A 22,756-nucleotide genomic window follows, 5' to 3' on the forward strand; every position below is an offset into this window, starting at 1 on the left:
GGGGTAAGGGTGTGCGTCTGGGACACAGTACAGGCGCTGCCGACGCGGCCGCGGCTGGGGAGCCACTGGAGAGACCGGCAGAGACCACCCCTGTCGCTGGCGGGGCTGGCGGACGTCTCAGCGCGGCCGGGAGACGGCTACCGCCCGGGCGTTGTGTGCCCAGGTGTCGTCCAGGGGCTCGGGCTCCCACGTCCCCCCGGCGTGCTCGACGGCGCGCGCCAGCAGCCAGTCCGCCACCACCGGGTTCTTGGGCAGCAGCGACCCGTGCAGGTAGGTGCCGATGACGTGGTGGACGCGGGCGCCCTCTGTCCCGTCCCTCCCGTTGTTGCCGTCTCCCACGCGCACGGTGCCCAAGGGCCTGGCCCCGGGCCCCAGGGTGGTCAGCCCGGAGTGGTTCTCATAGCCCACCACGTCCCCGAAGTCCTCAGTAGCCAAGGTGATGTTGCCGATGAGCCGACTCTGCCCTGCACGGGTCTCGGCGTCGATGAGGCCGATGCCCGGAATCTGGGAGCCCTCACCGGTAAGGAACCGGTGCCCGAGGAGCTGGTAGAGGCCGCAGATCGCCAGCACGGGCACGCCGTCAGCCGCCCAGGCCCGCAGGGTGGGGCCTGAGCGGGCCAGGTCCTCCTTGATGCGTTCCTGGCCGGAGTCCTGCCCGCCCCCGCCTACTAGCAGGTCCACGTGCGACGGCAGCTCGTCGCCGACGTCGTAGGAGGACAGCTCGACGTCGTAGCCGTGCCACTGCGCCCGGCGGGCCAGGACCAGCGTGTTGCCCCAGTCGCCGTAGATGTTCATGTCCCGGGGGTAGAGCTGGACCAGGCGCAGGCGCCCACGGGCGGGAGCCTCGGTGGTGTGCTCGTAGAGGCGGGTGCCGACGGTACTCATGACATGACCTCCTCGACGTCGGTGAGCTCGCCCAGGATGGCGCGCAGGGACAGCATGGCGGTGTAGGTGGTGAAGATCCGCACGGGCCGGTCGGCCTGGGAGGCCGCCTGGCGCATGCGGGCCACGGCCTGGCGCAGGTCAGGCTCCACCAGCTCCACGGCGACCTCGTCGTAGCGCAGGCGCAGGGCCATGTCCCAGGCCCGCACGCCGGTGACGACCGCCACCCCGCCGGGGCGCAGCACGTCGAGCTCCACGTCCCACAGCCAGGACATGTCGCGGCCGTCGGCGTACTCGTCGTTGATGGCGATCATGACCACCTCGCCGTCGTGCGCCTGGGCCGCGGCGGAGAGCAGCCCCATGCGGAAGCCGGCGGGGTTCTTGACCAGGGACAGCTGGACGGGGCGTCCGTCCAGGGTGAGGACCTCGCCGCGACCGAAGGCGGCCTCCACCCGGCCCAGGGTGGTCAGCAGGCCCGTCAGGTCGGCGTCGTCCCCGAGCACCTCCAGGACCACCTCCAGGGCGGCACAGGCGTTGAGAAGGTTGTGCACGCCGGGGATGGTGAAGGTGACCTCGTGGTCCGCTCCATCCACCCGGACGGTGGCACGCTGCCCCGTGATGGCCTGCAGCGTGACCCGGGGGGCGACAGGCGTCCCGGCTGTTCTGGCGGCCCCGTCCTCGCTCGCAGCGGCGCCGTTGGCGGACCCGTGGGTCGCGGTGCCGACCCCTTGGGCGGGTCCCGGTGCCAGCCCGGTACGCAGGTCGTCGTCGGACAGGAACAGGTGGCGCAACCCGGCGCCAGCGCCGAAGGCTGCGGTACGGGCTGTGACCGGCTCCAGGAAGGCGGGGGAGGACAGTCTGGGGTCGTCGGCGTTGACCACCACCACCTCACGCGTGGCCGAGGCGATCTGGGCCAGGAGCGAGGCGGTGTAGTCGATCTCCCCGAAACGGTCCAGCTGGTCGCGCATGACGTTGAGCAGGAGGCAGGCCCGCGGCCGTACCTGGGCGACGAAGTGGACGGCGTGAGCCTCGTCGAGCTCCAGGACGGCGATGTCGGCGTCCAGGCGGCCGGCCGCGTCCACCTCGGTGAGCAGGGCCGCGAGCACGCCACGCACGAAGTTGGAGCCCGTCCGGTTGGTAAAGACTTTCAGCCCCTGCTCGCGCAGGAGCTGGACCACCATCTTGGTGGTCGTGGTCTTCCCGTTGGTGCCGGAGACCACGACGACGCCGTAGGGCAGGCGGCCCAGGGTGCGGGCCAGGAATCCCGGGTCCGTGCGCTCCATGACGAGTCCGGGGAAGGCAGTACCGCCGCGGCCGCCGCCACGTAGCCGGGCCGCCAGCCGGGCCGCGTGCCCGAGCGTGACCGTAAGTCGTGAACGCATGAGGCTCCTGGAGGTCTGGGATAGCAGGTGGTAGCAGACGCAGTGCCCGTCCGGGGCACTGAGACGTGCAGGTCCGCACGGTGCCTGGGACAGGGTGGGTGCACGGACCTGGCACCCCTGGCACCGTGGTGGTACGGCCAGGCTGCCGCGACCCGCGCCAGTCTAGGGCAGACCCGGTAGTGATGGCGTGGCTGTCTGCTCACGGTCAGGGTCGAGGTGTGGAGCCACGCCGCGGGGCTGCACGCCGCGGGGCTGTACGCTGGCGGTGCCGTTGGTGACGAGTGGGGTCCCCGGTATGGCCGGGGTACCGGGGCGGCTCAGCGGGTCGGTGCCGACCGGGCGGGTGCGACGACGCGCAGTGCCCCGGGCTCGACGGTGGCTCTCAGGGTGCGGGTCGGCTCGGTGGTGTCGCCGTCCAGCTCGAAGGCCACGGGTTCCACGGTCTCGATGGTGATCCGCCTGGCCTGAGCGAAGGTGAATCCCTTCACGTTCTGCCCGGTGTACTGGCCGGTGAGGGACTGTGCCCCCAGCCTGGCCCAGTCAGTGACCCTGTCGGGGTTGGCTAGCAGCAGGTCTACGTACCCGTCATCAGGCTGGGCGTCGGGAAACAGGGCGATCCCTCCCGTGATTGTCCCCACGTTACCTACCAGGGCCATGACTGCCTGCTGCTGGGTGGGCTCGCCGTCGTCGAGGGTCACGGTGGCGGTAAACGGGGCGGGGAAGGCGTTGTGGACCGCTGCCAGCGCATATGCCCCGGAGCGGATGACTCTCTTGAGGTGCTCGTCCACGTCCCCCATGATCCGCGCATCCAGGCCCACGCCTGCCATGACTACGAAGCGCTGCGCCCCGCCGTCGTGTCGGCAGTGCACGACGTCGATCGGACGGGGCTGGCCGTGCAGAGCCAGCTGCAGGGCCTGGTCGGTGTCCAGGGGGACGGCGAGGTTGCGGGCCAGGAGGTTGCCGGTACCTGCGGGGATGAGCGCCATGGGTGGTGGTGCTGCCGCCTCCGCGAGCTCGGCGCTGACGGCCCGTACGGTGCCGTCACCCCCGGCCACCATGACCAGGTCCACCCCGGCGTCCAGCGCGCGGCGGGTCATCTCCCGGCCGGGGTCGTCGGGGCTGGTCTCCAGCCACAGGGTGGGCAGCCACCCTGCGTTGAGCACGTCGGCCTCCACACGGCGACGCAGCAGGGACAGGTCGTCAAACTTGGTGGGGTTGTAGATGAGGGCGGCACGCTTGCCGGTGCTGCCCCGAGGCAGGCCCCGGCGCGCCCAGGCGGCCACGATGGAGTCGATACCTCCCGCCCACAGCGCTGTGTTGGCTACTGTCGCCCCCAGGAGGAACCCGCCGACGACGTCGGAGGCGGTGGCCAGTCCCATGACCCACTGCCCGGCGGCAGCCAGGCAGACTACCGTGTAGCCCACGACGGTACCGACCAGTACCCTGGACGAGCCCCGCCGGTGTGCCCGTGCGAGGGTGACCAGGACCCAGGCGCCCAGGGTGGTGGCCGTGACGTGGCCTGCCGGGTAGGCGCCGCCGAGGGCGGAGATCGAGTCGGCGAAGAACGACGCCGGGGCGGGGCGGTCCAGGCGCCAGGCAATGACCTGCTGGAGAGGGATGCCCAGGGCGGCCACCCCCAGGGCCAGGCTGAGGCGCCTCATCCGGTTCTTGTAGGACACAATACCGAGGACCGTGGTGCCGATGAGCACGGCGACCGGGTGCGTGACCAGGGCGAGGGCCTCGGCGACCTGTCCGACAGCCGAGCGTGAGCCGATGTCCGGGGGGTGGAGGGCCTGGTCCAGGCCGGTGAGCGCTGCGGAGTGCAGAAGGCGGGTCCACGCGAGGAAGGCCAGGGCAAAGCCGATAGCGAGGACGCTCTCCAGGCGGCCGCGGGTGGGGCTGATGCTGGGGCCGGGTCCGCTCAGGCGCTGCTCCTGGCTACGGGACCGGTGGCGTGCCTGCTCCGAGGGCCTGCTGGCCACAGCAACCTCCTGGGACTCGCCGAGAGAAGATCCTACGAGCAGCACCTTAGCGGCGGTGGCGGCTGGGGAGAAGAGGACGCGGGGTGGGTGGGGGCGGCTCGCCCGGAGGGGTGAGCACGCCGTGCTGCTCGTGGTCAGTAGCGCGGCCATGGCCCTGGCCTACGACGCCGCCCGGCCACACGTGAGGTGAACGACGCTGCCAGGCGTCTGGTGGGGTGTCCGGGTCGACGGCGAACCGGGCGTCGTCAGAGAGTGCCAGGGTGAGAGCGGCGTTCCTGACGCGCTCCAGGTGGATCAGCACCTCGCTGGTCTGCCACACCAGGTCCATAAGGACGACTTCCTGGGTGTGGCGAGGGGCGGGGTGCAGCATCATGGAGTGGACGTGGTACTCTTCCCGCTGCGGCATGACCAGGTTGTCGTCCACGCCCTGGTGGTGCTTGATCCGCTGGAGGACCTTGCCGAAGCAGAACACGCGGTGGCGCTCCTCCTCGAGCGTGTCCTGCCACTGCACGGCCCGGTCCGGGTCGTGTGCCCACTCCTGGAGAAGCACCTCGATCTCCATGAGTACCCTGGCGACGTCGTTGATGGTCTACTGGTCGTCGGCGAGCACTCCTTCGGTGCCCCTGAGGGCCTCCCTGCTCGCGCGGTCAAGGAGGACGTCGAGGGCCTGGCTCGGTGTCTCACGGGCGAGGAAGGTAAGCAGGCTGGTGATGGTGTCGATCCCGGGCAGGAGCAGTGGCATGCGTGTGTGGAGCTGGAGCAGCCTTGCTGAGTGTGCCTGGTGGGTGCGCAGCAGGGCACCTGCCGTTGAGGAGGCGCCTACGGCACGTAGGACGGCCTCGTAAGACTCCGTCACTGTCATGACTCACCCAGCCAGGCTACAGGTAGGTGTCTAGAAGGCGGCAGGCCTGCCCGGACTCCGCGCGTCATCGCTTGGGTCGTCTAGCCTTGCCAGAGGTCGAGGGACTCCCAGTTGCTGGGGGCTCCCAGTGACGCGGTTGTCAGGGCGTGCGAGGTCGGGAACTGCCGCATCAGTGCGGCCAGGTGCCTCGGCCAGTCAGCACCCGGGTCGATGGAGCGCAGTAGGTAGGCGATGACGGCGAGGGCGTTGTAGGTCCCGAAGACCCCTTTCGCTGTCGGGTTGTCCCGCAGGTGGTCGAGGACTGGGATCTGCCCGGCCTTGGGGCGGGCTGGTGCGTGCTGGAGCTTTCTGTTGGACAGGCGGGAGTGGTGGTCCGCGACGTTGCGGACGTAGTTCAGGCTCGCGAGCCAGCAGGTCATGACCTTCTTCGTGGGGACTCCGAGCGCCAGGGCGATCTCCTCAGCGTCCTGCTGGCGCATGCCCCGGTAGAGGAGGGACAGGTGACCCAGCTCGAGGATCTCGGTCAGCGCCCAGACCGGCATCCGGTTGTCGTACTTCTGCTGGAAGTGCTTGACGAACTGCTCGTCGGAACTGCTCTTCCTCTCGTTGACCCGCTGGAGCCACTGTACGTGCCTGCTCGGTGCGGGGTCCCGGACGTCGGTGCCCTCGGCGGTGAAGGCCTTGGTGAAACAGTCCGGGTCCTCGTAGGCGAAGGGCGACCTCCTACCGAGCACGTAGCCGATCTGCATGCGGATGGCGACCTCAATGCGCTCGACGCCGTCCATGACGAGCATGCGCAGACGCCGGTCGATCTGCTCGTCGACGGACAGCCACGGCTTCGCGTACTCCGCCATGGTCCTCCCTGGGACAAGGAAAATCAGCCCGCGCCTGGCGGCAACGGGCTGATCATGATGGCACCAGTATACCTCTACCCCCGCGCACGCGGGGCTGGCGAGGGTAATAAGCCGCGACGCACTATGGCGAAGCCTCTACCCCCGCGCACGCGGGGCTGGCACTTGCGAACCACTGTTATGACGCGGATCCGGTGCGACGGTGAGGCCGTTTTGCATTCACCGCCAACCCTGTCGCGCCTGCGGGCACCATCCAGGTGTGGTTGAGCAGTACCGGTCCAGGAACGGTGTCCCGAAAACGTACCGTCACGTGCCGCGCCACGTCGGGCTCGTGCACGTCGCTTCCTACCTCGGGCCTGGCCTCAGAATGCAGGCCAGCCCAGCAGACCCGGGTCCTGAGACTAGCAGTGAGATCACTCAGGCTGCGCTCCACGGCGTCACGGGTGGCCGTCACCGGAACCACTGACGTCCACTCGTGGGACGGCTGGGTCGCTGCGCGCACGACACGAGGGAGAGAGGACAGCGCGCGCGGCTCGGTGGGTCGCGCCTCCACGACACCGCTGCGGACAGCGAGCTGGAGCGGGCGCGGGACCGACGTCGCCCAGACCGCGACTCCTCGGAGTACCGGGACCTCCCGCTGCCCACTACCGGAGACCCACCCGAACAGTGGCAGCACTGAAACCAACTCTGGGACCTGCTCCCGGATCTGGTCAACGACCATGGCGGCGTCGGCTGCGTACACTGCCACTCCCCCCAGGCGACCGCCGGGGAACCGGTAGAGCGCAGCGTCTACTGGGTTTCCCCTAGGACGCCCTGCTGCCCACGTGCCTTCCTCGGAGCAGTACAGCCGATACCCCCACGTGGGGCGCACGTCAAGCCCAGGATGGGTGCCGGTGACGCGGCTCTGGCGCCTGCGCTCCTCCCTGGCGTCAAGCGCAGCCAGGTACTCCATAGTGGCCACGCGCAGCCTGAGCGGACCGTCCTCGTCCGGTTCCCACCGGTCGTGGTTGCCGGGCGCCTTGTCGTCGCCAGCAACGACGTCAAGCAGCACCGGTGATGTTGGACGTCCCAGGTAGGTGACGGCGCGAGCCACTGCGGTCAACGTACCCAGGTCAGCGCCTGCGACAGGAGCGTCCTCGAAGAACCACCGTACGACGTCGTCGTGGCCACGGCCTACTAGCATCCCCCGCTCCGAGTCCTTCTCACTCTTCTCGCCGAATCGCTTGTTCGCGTCCACGATGCCAACAGGCTTCCCTGCATTCTTCCCAGTCCTGCCCAGGCTGACCTCGTTGTTCACAGGTACCCACCGCCGGTACCTCACGTCGCGGGCGCCAGCAGCGGGAGCAGTGACCCGCGGCGGCGAAGCGGCAAAGAACCTCTCGACGACGTCGACCCCGGTGCCCGAGGAGTGGGCCGCCGCTAGCAGGGCTGCCGCCAGCCGTGCCGGGGCCGGTGGCCACTCAGGCCACCCCTCAGCGTCGTGGGCGTTGAACTGCCCCGTGGGGAAGCGTGCCGTCACAGTGAGGCTGGTCATGACTTCTGCCCGTCAACGGCGAGAATGATCTTGCCCAGCGGCGAGTCGTGGCCGATGCGGACGACTCGCGGCCCCTCCCAGCCCACCTCCGCCCCGAGGTCACGGACCAGCCCTGCCAGCTCGTCGACGTCGGGCAGCCGGATCGCCTCAGGCGCCGCGCCGTGCCGCTGCACCTGGACATCCAGCCCGGGCTTGCACAGACGCAGTTCCGTGCCAGCGCGCAGGGAGAGGTTGTGCTGCAGCAGGCTGTACAGCAGGAGGGTCAGCGCGACCGTCAGTACCCGTGCGGGCTCGGGATCAGGAAGGAAACGGAAGGTACGCAGGCCGGTCAGCGAGAAGAAGGCGTGGCTCTCGATGGCACGGTAGGTGAGGTCGTACGGCCCGGGACGGCTCGCGCTGGTAGTCAGGTCGGTGGGGGGAATAGACCCCAGGCCCACCGTTGACAGCTTGTTGCCACCGATCTTGGTGTCCTCACTGACTGCGGCGAACAAGGCGTCAACCTTGGCGGCCGCACGTCGCCGCTCCTTTACCCCCAGCGCCAGGAACTCGGCGGTGAACAGGCGGGCTGAGCGGGAGTCTGCCGGGTTCATCGCGTAGTAGCCGAGATACTTGTCCCTTCCCTCTTCCAGTTCGGAGCCGTTCTTCTTTGTGGAACGAGACTTCTCGTTCGCCTTGTCCGCCGCCTTCTGGGACCGCTTGGTCTGTGAGTGCCACCAGCCGAAGGGGATAGCCGTGGGGAAGCCGGTAAGCAGGGCGGTCGGCTCCTTGCGGCTCGCCTGCTGGATGGCGTCAAAGTCCACCCCCGCCTCAATGAGCTCGTCATGCGCCAGCCGCCACGTGGCGTCAGCCTGACGGTGGGAGAGCTCTACCGAAGTGGTCAGCACCGTGCCCTCGTCATCGACAAAGACGACCAGTGGGAAACCCAGGTAGTCAGCGAGCGACCCCTCTCCGAAGGGCCCGGCGAGCAGTGCCTCGCACCGGGCGACCACCGAGCCCCAGGAGTCGATGGTAGCCATGGTCTCGCCATGTGAGCCGTTCTCCTCTGGGCCACGGAAGATGCCGACTTCCTCACCTTTCTGGCGAATAGTCCCAGCGGGCGGCGTCACAGTATGCCCGGTGAGGGACTCATAGCGTCCGGTCAGAGTGATCCCAGCGACGCTGGTATCGGCGGCCAGTTCTGCAACCAGGTGACGGAACTCGTCCGCGCTGACCTTGGTGGCGGCCGTGGTGGGATCGGCAGATGGAGTAGTCATGGTCTCGCCCTCCTCTGAGGCTCAGCGTGCGTGTATGGACAGGTGGGTACGCGGGGTGCGGGTGCCGGGGTGAGCGGCAGGCCAGCCCGGTCAGCAGGCAGGTCGGGACGCGGGTGCGGGTGCTGCCTGGGGCCAGGTCGTCACCTCATAGGACTAGGGGCATGCCGTAGCCAAAGCTCTTGCCCCGGCCGAGCCCCCGGGTGAAGGCTGTGCAGTCGGCCGTGAGCCCGGTGACCGTGGCGGTGAGGTCCCGCACCGTGAAGGACCTCGCGCCGGGCCGCCCGACCTTCCAGCGAGGCGACACGACGAGGTCGTCAGCCTTGATGCCGTGGCGGTGCAGTAGCGCCTGGCACCAGCTCTCAGCCTCCTCGTCGCGGACCGGGCGGGCGTGGGTGCGCCCGCCAGAGTCCTCGTGCCGCTTCTCCGCCACGAGTCGGACCGTGAAGCGCTGTCCCACCGCAAGGTCCTCAGGCCCCTCGACCGCTACGGCGCCAGTGATCGTGAGCGGGGCCCGGTAGCGGATCGCCACCTTGCCGCTCTGCCCGCCGTGCTCGGTGGGCAGGGACACCCGGTACAGGATGCCGAGGTCTGCCCGGATCGCGCGGGAGGCTCCCGCGAGGTCAGGCAGGGGTGACATGGCCAGGCGGTGGACGCCGTCGGGGGAGCCGAGTGATGGCAGGGCGTCGGCAAGAGCGTGGGTGATCACCTGGTCAGGCACGGTCTGCTCCTTGTGTGGCCGTTGGCGTGGTCCTCGTGGACGACGGTTCAGGTCGCGAGTGCGTCAGGAAGCTGATCTTCGCGGAGCCCTCGGTGGAGCGGATCTGGGAGGTCCATCTGGGCCAGGAAAGGTTCTCCGGCGGGCTCTCATGGATGGCGACGACGGCCTCGATGTCCAGCGGGACAGGGTTGAGGACCCAGGAGAAGGCTTTGCCTGAGCTGTTTGCCGCCTCGGGCTCGGAACGGTCAGGTCTGCCAGTGACGGCGTGCTGCCGGGGCTGGAGGAGGAGCTGGCCGCAGAAGGCCAGGAGGTCCACCAGGGGGAGGACGTCGCATTCCTCGGATCCGCTGGTCAGCCGGGGAGTCGGCTGGTTGGCGGAGAAGCGCAGACCAGGCTTGGCCTGGGCAAGGGTGGTCTCGCCGTCCAGCAGGCGGCGGATCTCGGTGGTGGCACGGGAGTGTGCCTGCTCAGCCGTCCTGGCTCCTAGAAGCTCCCAGGTGTCCTGGACCGACTTGGCCGTGTAGCTCCTCCCGCTGAGCAGCGTGAGGTCGGCTGCCCGCACCGGAAGGTCCGCCTTCTTGCCGGGAGACCCAGCGGCAGCAGACATGTCGACTCCCTGGAGGACACCAGCGGCCACCAGGGCGCCCCGCTGGACGCTCTCTTTCCAGGCGTTTGTGGACATCCTGTTTGCCGCGGAGCGCGGCGGCACGGTCGTCGTGATTGACCACAGCGCCCGGCGCTCAAGGTCCCAGGTGGTTTCCACCAGGGCGTTCCCGGCCGTCTCGGCAAGCCGGGAGGGCCCGCCCTGCAGGCGGATCACAGGGACCTTCCACGTGCCCACGAAGTGCACGGTACTTCCGGGAAGCAGCGAGGTGAGGCCCCAGGCTGCCAGCACGTGGTCGGCCCGACGGCCTGAGAAGGCCGCCAGCACGTGGTCGCCCCAGTCCTGTCCGTCCTGGTCCTGGGCGGAACCATGAGTCCTACCGGGTGCAGGGCTCTCGGTGGTCTCAGCGGTCATCAGCCTGCTCCCTCCTGGACGCGCTGGGGTCTTGTGTGTCGTGCCGTGGAGCCGCGTGCGCGGCAGTGTCGCTCTGCTCCCTCCTGGAGACCTCCCAGTCCGCAAGCCGGAGCACAGCCTCGGCCAGGGCGAGGCTGTAGGGACCGTACCGGGCGCTGAGACGGTGAACGGCAGTGACCTGGCGCCTCCACCGGGTGGAGCCAGGATCCTGGTAGGGCTCGTGCGCGACCGGGCCCGCGCCGCTGCGGGTCCCGGACTCCGGGCACACCGGGCCGGGGCCCCGGAAGAACCCGTGGTGGGTGAGGATCAGGTGGCGCACCAGGTCGGCGTCATGGGGGGTGGCTCTTCCGGCCTGGATCGCCACGTCCAGCAGGCGTGTCGAGGCGGCCTCGTGCCGCCACGCATCGGGTACGCCCGCCAGCCGGGTGGAGCGCCTCCACAGTCGACGGGGAGCGCGGACTTGGCGAGCGGCCTGGTTGGTTGCGAGTCGGCGGGAACCAGCCAGCCGTCCATGTCTTCCCGCATGGCCAGGGCGGCTTGAAAGGACTCTGACGCTCCCTTTCCCTCGTCGTGCCAGCGTCCGGCCAGGGCGACGTCCTCCACGACCTCTGGAGGCAGGCCGATGGCACGTGCCCACCGCTCTGCCAGGGCTCCGACCGCCTCGTTATGGCCAGCCAGTGCGACAGCCCGGGGGCGTGGCTCCTTCTCAGGTGGGCGTATGAGGGAGATCCTCAGCCACGGGTGGTCGAGGCTCTTGCCCAGCACCTCGGTCTCCAGGAGCCACCCCGGGGGTGTCTTCAGCTCATCTGCGAGCTCGGGCAGCACCTCGGCCCTGGCCTGCTCGACAGCGGTGGAGTGGTCAGGGAGACGTCCAGCCTGTCCCGCGAGGTCAGCGAGGACCACGGAGGGGCTGGCGGCCGTCGTCGGTCCGGTGACCTCGGATCCTGCCCGCCTGGCCAGCTGTTCCAGCCGCATGCTGACCTCCTCAAGGGTGGCCTGAGGCAGGAGGTGACGTTGGGACAGGTCCAGCTTCTTGTCGGTGCTGCCCACGCCGAGCGCCTTGGGAGCAGCGTTCGCGTCGATGACCACGACGCTGCCAGAGGTGACGAAGCGGGCATCCTGGGTGCCGTGGAGCACACGGGGGGAGGATGAGGCCGGATCCAGGAGGACGAAGGGCGACGTCCCGAGCTCGCCCACCAGGTCGGGCAGGTCGGCAAGACGGATGGTCCACCCCTCGGCACGCAGGTCCGGCGGCGCGAGCTCCAGGTCCTCCAGCAGCGCCTCTCCCTCCGTCCTGTCCATGAGGGCGACGCCATGGCGCACAACCACCGTCACCTCGGCGCGGGGTCGGCGATCTCGTGGATCCACGGAGCCACCGGAGGGTCGTTGCGTGAGCCCGCGGTGCGCAGGTACGCGGCCAGGACGGAGGGGGCAGGAGGGTGGGCACCTGCTGGGGGCGGTGCAGCGCGGCGGGATCCGGCGCCTGCCTCAGCAGGGTGGCCACCTCGCCGAGCGTGCCCGCGTCCTTGATGGCGTCGATGACGGCCTCGGCGGCGGCACCGTGGACGGGGTCGGGTTTTCCTGGTGTATGGACGATGGTCACTGACCCGTCCTCGCGGGCGCCGACCCGGTTGACACGGCCGAGGCGCTGGATGAGGGAGTCGGCGCTGCAGGCCTCGGTCACCAGGTGGGTGAGGTCCAGGTCCGCGCCGACCTCGAGCGTGGAGGTCGCGACGATGACGGTGGGTGGCGCCTGCTCCCGGCGTCGGCTGCCGGTCCGGTAGGGGGCGAGCCGCTCGGTGACCTGCCCGGTCAGGCGCTCGGGCATGCCCCCGATGAGCAGTTCCAGGTCGACGTCATGCTCGGCGTGGGACGTGCTCGGCGCGGTCCGCGTCTTCTTGTCCGGTGCTGCTGTGCCTAGTGTCCTGCCCAGCGTGGTCCGCACTTTCTTCGCGGTGGCAACCGTGGTGCAGAAGACGACGACAGACTGCCCCGTGGTCAGGCTGGGAACCAGCTGCCTGGCTGCATCGGCCAGGCCGTCGGCGCTGCTCCCCTTCTCAGCCCGCAACGTCACGGGCACGGCTGCGCGTGCGGCCCTGCGACGTGCCAGGCCCGGGTCGCGCCGCTCCTCCTCGCCCGCGTCCCAGGTGAGGACGTCATGACCTGCTGCTGCGGCAGCGCTGGCGGGGGCGGAGGAGCCCGGGGTAGCAGTCATGGCCATGACCTGCAGGCCGGGGACGGTCCCGCTGAACCGCCCCTCGAGCGCCGACTCGTGGGTGCGCAGGACGTCCAGGGTGGCCTGGGCCTGTGAGGCGAGGTGTGCCTCATCAAGCACCCACCAGGAGTCGGCCCCCGTCAGGGCGGCGTCAATGCTGCGGCGTCGGGGTGGGAGCTGGTAGCCCCGGAACAGCAGGCGGGAGCACAGCATGTCAAGAGTGCCCACGACGATCGCCGGGCGGCTGGGGTAGCGGGTGTGCTCGGTGGGGCCGTTCTCAGGGCCGAGACCGCCCCGCAGGCGGCGCACCTCCAGTACCGGCTCCCGGGGCTCCAGGCTGAGCCCGTTGCGCAAGGAGGCGGCCATCTCTGCCAGTGCGCCCGTGGTCGCCGCGTTAACGAGCTCTGCGAGTTCCTCGGCACAGCGGGCGGTGTCATCGACGATCACGCGACGCACGGTCGCCACGTGCAGGCGCAGGGCACCTTTCGAGGGCGCTGTTGCGTCCGTGCCGAGGCGGCGTCGGCCGCGAGGGCGTACAGCCACCCTACGAGGGCGGCAGCGGTCTCGTTGCAGATATACGTACAATAAATAACGTATTTATTGGGTGATGGTGTGTCGACTCGTGGTCCTGGCTGACGGACCAGGCATGCGTCAGACGCATTGCACTGCGCATTGCACTGACGCCCTGCGACCACGCATGGGCCTCACCTGCGTGACCGAGAGGGGTGACTGACCCGACCAAAGCGAGTCTGATAAGCGGACCAAAGTGAGTCTGGTAGTCCGACCAAAGTGATTCGGTTGGGGGTTGCCGGCTTTCGCTCGGGAGCCTGGAGCCTACGATTGGAGTATGGCCGTGCCGTCCTCACACTATGCCCGCCTCGTCGACCGTCGGCTGGGCGCGCTGCTGGGCGGTCTTGCGGCGATCAGCATTGAGGGCGCACGTGGTGTGGGCAAGACCTGGACCGCTAGGCAGCACGGGCGGACCTTCGTGGCTATCGACGACCCCGATGAGCGTGAGCAGCTGGCCCGCCTGGGGGCACGGTTCGTCGAGGGGCTTGAGCCGCCAGTGGTCCTTGACGAGTGGCAGCGTCTGCCTGAGGTCTGGGACCGCGTGCGCCGGGCAGTCGACAGCGACCTGACTCCCGGCCGCTTCATCCTGACCGGCTTGGCGTCACCCGCCACATCGCCTGTCCACACCGGCGCCGGGCGCATCCTCACCCTCCGGATGCGCCCGCTCAGCCTGGCGGAGCGGACGCTGGACGAGCCCACGGTCTCGCTGACTGCACTGCTGGTCGGTGAGGGGAGGGCTGCCGTTGAGGGCAGGACCGCTGTCGGCCTTGAGCGCTATGTCGAGGAGATCCTGCGCTCCGGTTTCCCGGGGATCCGAGATCTGCCGCGGGCGGCACGAGAGGCTCAGCTTGACGCCTATATTGAGCAGACCGTCCGGCACGACCTTGCTGAGGAGTCCCTTCGGCCTGCTCGCGCTACCCGGCGCACACGTGCCGCTCGCCGTGCCCGCACCCTCCTGGACTGGTTACGAGCCTACGCCGCCGCGGTGTCCACCCCCACTACCTACGACAGCCTTAGCAGGAACACGTCCCGGGTACTGGGCAGTGTTCCCGCTCAGTCCACGACCCGTCAGTACCGGGACCTTCTGGAAGCCATGTGGATCCTCGACCCGGTGCCGGGGTGGACGCCGGGCCAGGGCGGGCTGGCCCGGTCAACCGGAGTGACAAGCACCACCTGTGCGATCCTGCGCTGGCCGCTCGGCTTCTCAACATCGGAAGCGCCGGCTTGCTCGGCGTGGGCTACAAGGTGCAGGACGTCCCCTCAGGTGTTCCCAGGCGCCAGCGGCTGCTCGGCCCTCTCTACGAGTCCCTGGTGACCCAGAGCATCCAGGTCTATGCGAGCCTGGCCGACGCCAAGGTCAGCCACCTGCGCACCAAGGGAGGGGCGCAGGAGGTCGACCTTATCGTTGAGGGGCCCGACCGGCGCGTCGTCGCCATTGAGGTCAAGGCCACTGCTGCCCCCCGCAGTGGGGACACCAGGCACCTGTTGTGGCTGCGTGAACGCCTGGGGCCGACGCTGGCCGACGCCGTGGTCATCACCACGGGTACCTATGCTTATCGGGACGAGGACGGTGTCGCCGTTGTCCCTGCCGCGCTGCTGGGTCCGTGAGAGGGGGTGTGGCTCTGGGAGTGCTGGCGCTGCTCTCCCGGGCCTGTGAGGAAGGCTGCTGAGGCTCGATGGGGTAGAGCGGCCCCCAGAGGCTCTGGCCAGGACAGGCGGGTACGGGGTGCGGGTGCCCGGCAGCGGGGTGGCCAGGACGGTTAGTGGCTCTGCCTGGCTGCCGACATGGTGATTGCCCAGGCCAGCGTGCGCTTCCGCGACGCCATCGAGCACGCGCTGTGCTTCGGCTGGGTCGACAGCAAGGCCGTGAGGCGCGACCGCGACAGCTGCTACCTGAAGTTCCACCAGCGCAGCCCCAGGAGCAGCTGGGGGCGGGCCAGCAGGCGCTGACCCGCTTCTCGGCCTTCCCCTCGTCCTCACCACGACTCATCCTGCTGTGGATGTCCAGCGCAAAGAAGCTGGAGACACGTCAGCGCCGGATCACCAGGACCGTCGAGCTGGCGGCACACAGCATCCGCGCCAACCACCCCAGCCATAGGTCGTGAGGCGGTGTCATCCCAGCGTGCGTTGTGCCATCCTGGCTCACGTGGATCGGGCTGAGGCGAACGACGTCGTAGGGGCCTGGAGCTGTGTCAGCCAGGAGCGACAGAATTCGGCGGCGCTTGCATCGCGTGAGACAGGCTGTCACCGTTCTAGCGCGGCTCACATCGCCATAACGCATATACCCGTCGTCCTCCCCCGCCTCCCCCGCGCCCTGGTGTCCGTCACGCCGGGGCGGGACCGCCGTGTCACTTGCCGAGCTCCTCGCTGGCGATGGCACGGTGTCCGTCAAGGGCAGGACGCTATCGTCCCTGCCGCACTCTGGTGCCGTGTTCCTAGCGGCTGCCTGCTGGAGCCTGGGCCTGAGCCGTGACTTCTTCCCGCGTAGTTCCAACGAAAAAAGGGCCGCCGCCCGGCTGGCGGTGGCCCTGGTGGTCGGGGTGGCGGGATTTGAACCCACGACCTCTTCGTCCCGAACGAAGCGCGCTACCAAGCTGCGCCACACCCCGAGTGCGGCGGGGACAACTATAGCGGTGCGCCTGGTACGGACGGAAATCAGGTGTCCTGAGTGCTCGGTCACGTGATCTGGCTGTGGGGCCGGGGCGGGCTGGTGGTCGTCTCTATCCGGTGCCCAGCCCCACTGCTGCCGACCTGGCACGGCAGCCCGGCTGCTGCCGCACGCCGTCGGCCGCTCACCGCGTTCGCAGTCGGTGAATTATCTGGGGTGGGCCTGGTTTTCCTCTGGCGGCTGTGGCTAGCGTGTGCTCACGCCAGTGCAGCCCACTGGCAGACCACTGACGCAAAGGAACCACGATGTCGGTTACCCCCTCGCTGAACTCGCCACTGACACCTCTGTCGGCTGCGGCTCAGATGCAGGTTGCCGCTTCCTGCGTCATGTGTTGTCCGTGCGCGTCGTGTATGTGAGGTGCCTGTCCGCCGGAGCGGGTGCGGGATAGCGCTGCTGCGCGCCCCTGCCAGGTACGCCCGAAGGCGTGCCCGAGCCCAGGGTGGGACAGGGCGATGTCATCTACGGCGTCCTTCGCGCGCGGCCTCCTGCTTCTAGCCGTCACACTCTGCTCTGGCTAGCAGAGCAAGGAGGACGGGCCTGCGCCTGCGGGCGGGACTCAGCCGGATGCGGCTCCTACCGCTTACCAGAGTGACTGTCGTGCATCCGGCTGGCCTTCTTGCGGGACGAAGGAGCCGAGGGCGCCACAGCCGCCCAGGGCGCCAGACGTGCCTACGTCCCTGCGACGCCGACCTGCTCCGCCTCCTCCCTGCACGTCTCTGCTGCCTGCCCAGCCCGGGACCTTACCCACACCACGCGTCACTGTATTCACCACCAGAAAGGAACCACTATGTCCACGCTCTTCCTTGTCGAGCTCACGCCCTCGTCGGCCCCGGCTGGAAGCGACGGCTCGGCCCAGACCCGCCCGGACGTCTCCGGGCTGCTCAGCCGCCTCTCCCAGGAGGCTCCCGCCCACTCGGTGGAGCTGATCGAGGCCCAGGTGACCGCCGACCTGGCCACTGTCTTCGTCATCCTGGAGGCCGAGGACGCTGCGTCCGCGGCTGCTGCCGCTGCCACCCTGCCCGCCACCGCCTCCGAGCCCGCCCAGGTCCGCCTGGTGGGCGCCGAGCTGGACCAGGTCAAGGCCTCCCGGCCGGAGGCAGGCTACCTGGTGGAATGGGACATCCCGGCAGGTATCGACATGGACACCTACCTCACCCGCAAGGCGGAGAAGTCGCCCCTGTACGCCCAGGTGCCGGAGGTCAGCTTCCTGCGCACCTACGTGCGTGAGGACATGGAGAAGTGCCTGTGCCTCTACAACGCTCCGGACGAGGACGCCGTCCGTCGGGCACGTGATGCCGTATCCACCCCGATTGACCGCCTGCACGCCCTAGAGAAGGTTGAGCCCTGACATGACAGCCGCCACCTCTGCTACAGCCACCGTGTCCGCTCCTGCTGACACGGCCTGCTCCGCTCCCACCCCCGGTTCCCCTCTCTGGGCCACGGGCACCGACACCGGGCAGGAGGCTCTGCGCGACGCCGCCGCTCCCTTTGTCCGTGAGGCGGCGGCCCTGGCCAGCCAGGTCGACTCCGGCCAGGCCAGCCCCCGCCCCCTGCTCAGCAGACTGGGCGAGGCGGGGCTGCTTGACCTGGGAGTCCAGGAGCTCCTTGGCGAGGACCCCAGGGCTGCCGACGTGCGCGCACCCGCCTGGCTCATTGCCGCCCTGGCGAGGGAGTGCATGTCGACCGCCTTCGGCCTGTGGGCGCACCGCATGGTCCTGGACTACCTCGCCAGAGGCGTGCGCAGCCAGGCCACGCAGACGGTGCTCGGCGAGCTGCGTGCTGGCAGGCGTCTGGGCAGCACGGCGATGGCCTCCGGTCTCAAGTGGCTGGCGGGGGTGGGGGACCTGGCCGTCCGGGCGGTGCCGGACGGCCAGGGGTGGCGGCTCACCGGGTTTATTCCCTGGGCCTCCAACCTGTGTGACGACTCCGTCGTGGTCCTGCCTGCCAGCACCCCCCAGGGCACGGTTGTGGTCTGGGTGGAGGCCCGGGCGCTGGAAGTCCGACCCGTGACCGGACTTCTCGCCCTCAACGCCACGGCCTCAGGCACGATCCGCCTGCACGACGTCGCGGTGGGTCCCAGCCAGGTGGTCAGCACCGAGCTGGCCAGTCTGGCTCAGGGCTTCAAGCCGACAATGCTCATCCTCCAGTCCGCCTTCTGCCTGGGCCTGGCGCAGCGCTCCCTGGAGGAGGCCCGCAGCACCCAGGACCGGAGCGCCAACACGGTCTTCCACGAGGACGTCGCCATACTGGCCCACGAGCTGCAGCGGTTCTGTGAGCGCTGGGAGGCAGCGGCTGCCGACACCGGCAGTGCCAGCATGGCCGAGGTCCTGCGGCTGCGCCTGGAGGCAGCCTCCCTGGCAGGTCGGGCCACCCGGCTGGAGGCCACCCTGGCGGGCGGGCGCGGCTACCAGGAGAGGACCGACGCCTCACGCCGCTTCCGTGAGGCCGCCTTCCTCCCCGTCCAGTCTCCCTCGGAAGGACACCTGCGGTGGGAACTGTCCTCGCTCGCCTGAGACGCGCCCGGGTCCGCTACGGCGACGTGGACGCGCTGAACGACGTCAGCCTCGATCTTGCCGCAGGACGCCAGCTGGCGGTCCTGGGACCCAGTGGTGCGGGGAAGTCGACGCTGCTGCGGCTGCTCACCCGGGAGCTGGCCCCCGACTCAGGCAGCATCGAGTGGTCCTCCTCAGGCCTGCGTGAGGGGGTCGTGCGCCAGCAGCCCCTGTTGTTCGACTGGCTGACGATCAGGGAGAACGTCGCCCTGGGGCAGCAGTTCCGAGCCAACCACGTGGACCAGGACCTGGTGGGAGAGCTGATGGACCTGCTGGGGATAACCCCGGTGGCGCACTCCTACCCGGACCAGGTCTCGGGTGGCCAGGCCCAGCGGGCCTCCTTCGCCCGGGCGCTGGCCATCCGTCCCGACCTACTCATCCTGGACGAGCCCTTCAGCGCGCTCGACCCGGCTGCGCGCGCCGACCTCCAGCTGTGGCTGCGCCGAGAGCTGACCGGGCGGGGTCTCAGCAGCGTCCTGGTCACCCATGACCTGGACGAGGCCCTTGTGCTGGCTGACGACATCGTCATGATCGCCGCCGGGCGGGTGACGCGCCGCTGGGCCAACCCGGAGCCCGCCGCCGACCAGGCGGCGGCCCTGCACCACCCGCTGCGGCGCAGCCTGCGCGAGGCCTACGCCTGCCTCGCCCCAGCGACCCAGGACCAGGAGGACCCGAGGACCGCCCAGGCCACCAAGGACCGGGCCGGGGGTCAGGCTGAGGACCAGGCCGGGACGGCTGCGGGCCGGACTGCGGAGAACCACCGTGCGGCGCCGTGACCTGCTGGGAACCGCCGGGCACCTGGCCTCGCTCGGCGTGGTGGCTTCCCTGGCGGGCCGGGGCGCGTGGCAGGCGGCAGGCGCGCCCGGAGACGGCGGTCAGGGACTGCTGGGCCGTCCTCTGAGAGTGGGGTACCTGCCCGTCACCGACGCCGCCGCACTGCTGGTGGCTCACCATCGGGGCCTGTGGGAGGCCGCCGGGGTTGCCTCGGCCCCGCCGGTGCTCTTCCGATCCTGGGACGCCGTGGGCCAGGCGCTCGTCGTCGGTGAGGTGGACGTGGTCCATATGCTGCTGCCCATGGCCCTGCAGCTGCGGCTGGCCCAGGAGGCCCCGGTCCGCGTGGTGGCCTGGGGACACACCAACGGCTCGGCGATGGTGACCTCCACCTCCGTCACCGAGACTGCCCGGCTGGCGGGTCGCAGGCTGGCCGTGCCCTACTGGTGGTCGATCCACTCCGTCCTCTCCCAGCACCTGGTCGCCGCCTGCGGCCTGCGTCCCGTCATCGGGGTCTCACCGGGGCCGCAGGAGGTCGAGCTGGTGGTCATGCCTCCGGCGGAGATGGTCTCCGCCCTGGCCAGCGGGTCGATTGCGGGCATGACGGTGGCTGACCCCTTCGGTGCCGTCGCCGAGCTGGAAGGGGCCGGCCGGGTCCACCGTCTCCTGGGTGACGTGTGGCGTGACCACGCCTGCTGCGGCGTCGTCGTGCGCCAGGAGCTTATCGACACCGCTCCGGACGCGGTCCATGCCCTTCTTGACGGCCTCGTCATGGCACAGGACTGGCTGGAGGCCCACCGCCAGGAGGCCGCCGAGTTGCTGACAGGAGGCGGGTGGCTGCCCCAGTCCCAGACCGCCGTCGCCCGGGCGCTGCAACGCCCTGAGCCCGGTGGGGTGAGTCACCCGGACTGGCACGGGGAGCGTCTGGGCTTCTCCGCCTTTCCGCACCCGTCCTGCACTGAGCAGCTGGTGAGGCTGCTGGGCGACACGGCCGTGGACGGTGACCGCTCCTTCCTTGAGCGTCTGGACCCCGTGCAGGCCCACGACCTTGTTGTCGACGACCGGTTCGTGCGCGCGGCTCTGGAACGTGCCGGGCGCACGGTGCCACCGCGCCGTGAGGAGGTGTCACTATGAGCGTGCTCGCCAGGTCAGGTCGGCGGGTGGGAGCCTGGCGCCCGGTGCTGCCAGCCCTGGGTGTGCTGGCAGCCGTCAGCCTGTGGTGGCTGCTCACCGACGTCCTGCTCGTCAGTCGGCCCCTGGTGGCACAGTTCTCACCTGTGCGCACCCCGGCCGGACTGGGGGAGCTGGCCGGGGACGGCGCGCTCCTGGACGCGGCCTCGGCCAGCGTCTTCAGGCTGGTGGGAGGGCTGACCCTGGCAGTGGTCGTGGGTACCCTCGCGGGACTGGTCACCGGCTCCTGGCGCAGCCTGGACCGTGCCGCCTCGCCCGTGCTGCTGTTCCTGCGGATGGTCTCCCCGCTGTCCTGGGCGCCGGTGGTCATCATCGCCCTGGGCGTCGGCGACCGTCCAGTCGTGGCGCTCGTGGCCGCGGCTGCGGTGTGGCCGGTTCTCAGCGGTGTCGCCGACGGCGTGCGACGCGTGGACCCGGGCCACCTCGCTGTGGCCCGCTCCCTGGGGGCGACGCGTGGGGAGACGCTGCACCGCGTGGTCTGGCCCACCATACGGCCCGCGCTGCTGGCCGGGGTCCGCCAGGCCCTGGGGATCGCCTGGGTAGTCCTGGTTCCCGCCGAGATGCTGGGAGTCAGCAGCGGTCTGGGCTACCAGATCATGAACGCCAAGGACCAGCTCGCCTACCACCACGTCACTGCCCTCATCCTAGTAATCGGGAGCCTGGGCTACCTCGTTGACACCGTTGCCCGCTGGGCGCTGTCCACCCGACGCGATAGACAGGAGAAGAGATGAATCTGGTCGTGGTCTCTGCCGGCCACTCGCCCGCCTCCGGGACGAGCCGCCTGGGGAGGCTCGTGGCCCGCACGGTGTCCGAGTGCGGAGGAGCTGCCGTGGCTGCCGACCATGTCGAGCTGCGTGGCTTCGCCGGGGAGGTGGCCCAGGCCCTGGTCACTGGTACCCTTACCGCCCCGGTGCAGCGGGCCGTGGAGGCGGTAGGAGGCGCCGACGGCGTCGTCCTGCTCACGCCGACGGTCAATGCCTCCTTCTCCGGGCTACTCAAGTCCTTTCTTGACGTGCTCCCGCGCGATGCCCTGCGGGGCGTCCCGGTGCTGGTGGGGGCCACGGGAGGCACGACGCGCCACACCCTGGTGGTGGACCAGAGCCTGCGGCCCATGCTGGCCAGCCTGCGGGCGGTGGTGCTGCCCACTGCCCTGTTTGTCACGGCCGACCAGTGGCAGGGGCAGCAGCCGGGTGCTGAGCTGCTGGCGCGAGTAGTCTCCGCCGCCGAGGAGCTGGTCCGCTTCCAGGCCGTGGCCCGCCAGCCGGTGTTCTCTTGAGACGGCGCACGTCCTTGCCCCGGCCCTTGTCCCGGCCGCCCGCGTGTGGTTGACTGCAGATGTGGCTGGTGACACTCTTCCAGGTGGCTTCCTTACCCGCGACCCCCTGCCCTTGGAGGGACGTACCGTACTTGTCACGGGGGTAAGCCGCCGTCGCGGTATCGGGCACGCCATCGCCTGCCGCGCGGCCGCCTACGGGGCCAGCGTCGTGGCGCACCACTACGCGCCCCACGACGCGGCCCAGCCCTGGGGAGCCGACGACATCGGTGCCGTCATGGACTCTGTGCGCTCCCACCTGAGGCCAGGGGCGGTCCTGGTTGACGTGCCGGGTGACCTGGCAGTCCCCGGCGAGCCCCAGCGGGTCTTCGACACGGCGCTGCGGGCCCGGGGAAAGGTGGACGCCCTGGTGTGCAACCAGGCGATGAGCGGGCCGGACGGGGCGCTGGGGGCACTAACGGAGGAGGTCCTGGACGCCCACTGGGCGGTGGACGCCCGCGCCTCCCTCCTGCTGGCCCAGGCTTTTGCCACCCAGCCGGGCCTGGGGGCTGCGCCCCGTGCCCGGGCGCAGCCCGGCACTGGTGCGGGCACTGCCTGCGGACCTGCCGATCCGGCTGGGCCCGGAGGTGCTTCGGGTGGCAGCGGGAGCGCGACCTCAGCCGAGGGGAGCTCCTGGCGTGGTGGCGCCATCGTCTTCCTTACCTCCGGGCAGGGCCTGGGACCCATGCCTGGGGAGGTGGCTTACGCCGCGGCCAAGGCGGCCCTGGCCGGCGTCACCCTCACCGTTGCCGACCAGCTCGCCGACCAGCATATCCGGGTCAACACGGTCAACCCCGGTCCGGTAGACAGCGGCTACGCCACGCGGGAGGACATGGCGCAGACAGCACCGATGTTTCCCTTCGGCCGTTGGGGCGAGCCCGATGATGCTGCCCGGCTCATCACCTGGCTGCTGACTGACGAGGCACGGTGGGTGACAGGTCAGGTCATCAGCTCTGAGGGCGGGTTCGCACGCTGGCGGCACTGACACCGCAAGC

General features: G+C 69.9%; 24 protein-coding genes and 1 tRNA gene. 11 read left to right on the plus strand and 14 right to left on the minus strand.

Annotated elements, in window-relative coordinates:
- Positions 1-117: 117 nt before the first annotated feature.
- From D5R93_RS00960 to D5R93_RS01020, 13 genes are all read right to left on the minus strand, one after another.
- Positions 118-885 (minus strand): type 1 glutamine amidotransferase, encoded by a 768-nt coding sequence (locus D5R93_RS00960; protein ID WP_119836736.1) that lies wholly within the window; start codon positions 883-885, stop codon positions 118-120.
- Positions 882-2,264: a Mur ligase family protein gene (locus D5R93_RS00965; protein ID WP_120203236.1), complete on the minus strand. Its 1,383-nt coding sequence runs from the start codon at positions 2,262-2,264 to the stop codon at positions 882-884. Before D5R93_RS00965 ends, D5R93_RS00960 begins: the two co-directional genes overlap by 4 nt.
- Before the next feature lie 317 nt (positions 2,265-2,581).
- Positions 2,582-4,168, minus strand: a complete 1,587-nt coding sequence (locus D5R93_RS00970; RefSeq protein ID WP_423243324.1) for a bifunctional phosphatase PAP2/diacylglycerol kinase family protein — start codon at positions 4,166-4,168, stop codon at positions 2,582-2,584.
- A 124-nt stretch (positions 4,169-4,292) separates the two neighbouring features.
- Complete coding sequence (locus tag D5R93_RS00975; protein ID WP_120203242.1) at positions 4,293-4,808, minus strand: hypothetical protein; 516 nt, start codon at positions 4,806-4,808, stop codon at positions 4,293-4,295.
- A 27-nt stretch (positions 4,809-4,835) separates the two neighbouring features.
- Positions 4,836-5,108, minus strand: coding sequence for a hypothetical protein (locus D5R93_RS00980; protein ID WP_119836733.1), 273 nt, complete (start codon positions 5,106-5,108; stop codon positions 4,836-4,838).
- A gap of 80 nt (positions 5,109-5,188) precedes the next feature.
- A complete protein-coding gene (locus D5R93_RS00985) occupies positions 5,189-5,962 on the minus strand; it encodes an Abi family protein (RefSeq protein ID WP_120203246.1) in 774 nt (257 codons plus the stop codon).
- 175 nt (positions 5,963-6,137) lie between these two features.
- Entirely contained in the window at positions 6,138-7,493 is a 1,356-nt protein-coding gene (gene csb2, locus D5R93_RS00990) for a type I-G CRISPR-associated protein Csb2 (RefSeq protein WP_120203249.1), read from the minus strand.
- Positions 7,490-8,746 (minus strand): type I-G CRISPR-associated RAMP protein Csb1/Cas7g, encoded by a 1,257-nt coding sequence (gene cas7g / locus D5R93_RS00995; RefSeq protein WP_120203251.1) that lies wholly within the window; start codon positions 8,744-8,746, stop codon positions 7,490-7,492. Before cas7g ends, csb2 begins: the two co-directional genes overlap by 4 nt.
- A 145-nt stretch (positions 8,747-8,891) precedes the next feature.
- A complete protein-coding gene (locus D5R93_RS01000; protein ID WP_119836729.1) occupies positions 8,892-9,464 on the minus strand; it encodes a type I-E CRISPR-associated protein Cas6/Cse3/CasE in 573 nt (190 codons plus the stop codon).
- The gene (locus D5R93_RS01005; protein WP_205570070.1) at positions 9,457-10,482 is read right to left on the minus strand and encodes a hypothetical protein; all 1,026 of its coding nucleotides are present in this window, start codon (positions 10,480-10,482) and stop codon (positions 9,457-9,459) included. The genes D5R93_RS01000 and D5R93_RS01005 overlap by 8 nt, the downstream gene beginning before the upstream one ends.
- A complete protein-coding gene (locus tag D5R93_RS01010) occupies positions 10,472-10,801 on the minus strand; it encodes a hypothetical protein (protein WP_120203254.1) in 330 nt (109 codons plus the stop codon). The genes D5R93_RS01005 and D5R93_RS01010 overlap by 11 nt, the downstream gene beginning before the upstream one ends.
- A complete protein-coding gene (locus D5R93_RS01015; protein WP_120203256.1) occupies positions 10,789-11,532 on the minus strand; it encodes a hypothetical protein in 744 nt (247 codons plus the stop codon). Before D5R93_RS01015 ends, D5R93_RS01010 begins: the two co-directional genes overlap by 13 nt.
- Positions 11,468-13,162 carry a type I-U CRISPR-associated helicase/endonuclease Cas3 gene (locus D5R93_RS01020; RefSeq protein ID WP_162933745.1) on the minus strand — a complete coding sequence of 565 codons (1,695 nt, stop codon included), beginning with the start codon at positions 13,160-13,162 and terminating at the stop codon, positions 11,468-11,470. Before D5R93_RS01020 ends, D5R93_RS01015 begins: the two co-directional genes overlap by 65 nt.
- 382 nt (positions 13,163-13,544) lie before the next feature.
- On the opposite strand from D5R93_RS01020, the gene D5R93_RS01025 reads away from it, so the two are divergent.
- From D5R93_RS01025 to D5R93_RS13720, 4 genes are all read left to right on the plus strand, one after another.
- On the plus strand, positions 13,545-14,582 hold the full coding sequence (locus D5R93_RS01025) for an ATP-binding protein (protein ID WP_243106863.1): 1,038 nt from the start codon (positions 13,545-13,547) through the stop codon (positions 14,580-14,582).
- A complete protein-coding gene (locus tag D5R93_RS13710; protein WP_243107003.1) occupies positions 14,477-14,875 on the plus strand; it encodes a DUF4143 domain-containing protein in 399 nt (132 codons plus the stop codon). Before D5R93_RS01025 ends, D5R93_RS13710 begins: the two co-directional genes overlap by 106 nt.
- A 177-nt stretch (positions 14,876-15,052) precedes the next feature.
- A complete protein-coding gene (locus tag D5R93_RS13715; RefSeq protein ID WP_243107105.1) occupies positions 15,053-15,217 on the plus strand; it encodes a YdeI/OmpD-associated family protein in 165 nt (54 codons plus the stop codon).
- Positions 15,214-15,372, plus strand: a complete 159-nt coding sequence (locus tag D5R93_RS13720) for a YdeI/OmpD-associated family protein (protein ID WP_243107004.1) — start codon at positions 15,214-15,216, stop codon at positions 15,370-15,372. The genes D5R93_RS13715 and D5R93_RS13720 overlap by 4 nt, the downstream gene beginning before the upstream one ends.
- A 427-nt stretch (positions 15,373-15,799) precedes the next feature.
- Here the strand turns inward: D5R93_RS13720 and D5R93_RS01035 are convergent.
- Positions 15,800-15,876, minus strand: a tRNA-Pro gene (locus D5R93_RS01035).
- 846 nt (positions 15,877-16,722) lie between these two features.
- On the opposite strand from D5R93_RS01035, the gene D5R93_RS01040 reads away from it, so the two are divergent.
- From D5R93_RS01040 to D5R93_RS01070, 7 genes are all read left to right on the plus strand, one after another.
- Positions 16,723-17,283: a DUF4242 domain-containing protein gene (locus D5R93_RS01040; RefSeq protein WP_120203264.1), complete on the plus strand. Its 561-nt coding sequence runs from the start codon at positions 16,723-16,725 to the stop codon at positions 17,281-17,283.
- 1 nt (position 17,284) lies between these two features.
- Positions 17,285-18,448, plus strand: a complete 1,164-nt coding sequence (locus D5R93_RS01045; protein WP_119836725.1) for an acyl-CoA dehydrogenase family protein — start codon at positions 17,285-17,287, stop codon at positions 18,446-18,448.
- Positions 18,424-19,263: an ATP-binding cassette domain-containing protein gene (locus D5R93_RS01050; RefSeq protein ID WP_119836724.1), complete on the plus strand. Its 840-nt coding sequence runs from the start codon at positions 18,424-18,426 to the stop codon at positions 19,261-19,263. The genes D5R93_RS01045 and D5R93_RS01050 overlap by 25 nt, the downstream gene beginning before the upstream one ends.
- Positions 19,250-20,392 (plus strand): ABC transporter substrate-binding protein, encoded by a 1,143-nt coding sequence (locus D5R93_RS01055; protein WP_162933747.1) that lies wholly within the window; start codon positions 19,250-19,252, stop codon positions 20,390-20,392. Before D5R93_RS01050 ends, D5R93_RS01055 begins: the two co-directional genes overlap by 14 nt.
- Complete coding sequence (locus D5R93_RS01060; RefSeq protein WP_119836722.1) at positions 20,389-21,180, plus strand: ABC transporter permease; 792 nt, start codon at positions 20,389-20,391, stop codon at positions 21,178-21,180. Before D5R93_RS01055 ends, D5R93_RS01060 begins: the two co-directional genes overlap by 4 nt.
- Complete coding sequence (locus tag D5R93_RS01065) at positions 21,177-21,725, plus strand: NAD(P)H-dependent oxidoreductase (protein WP_119836721.1); 549 nt, start codon at positions 21,177-21,179, stop codon at positions 21,723-21,725. The genes D5R93_RS01060 and D5R93_RS01065 overlap by 4 nt, the downstream gene beginning before the upstream one ends.
- A gap of 61 nt (positions 21,726-21,786) precedes the next feature.
- Positions 21,787-22,746: an SDR family oxidoreductase gene (locus D5R93_RS01070; protein WP_243106864.1), complete on the plus strand. Its 960-nt coding sequence runs from the start codon at positions 21,787-21,789 to the stop codon at positions 22,744-22,746.
- Positions 22,747-22,756: the final 10 nt, after the last annotated feature.

The sequence above is a fragment of the Actinomyces lilanjuaniae genome, assembly GCF_003606385.1.
Lineage (GTDB): Bacteria > Actinomycetota > Actinomycetes > Actinomycetales > Actinomycetaceae > Actinomyces > Actinomyces lilanjuaniae.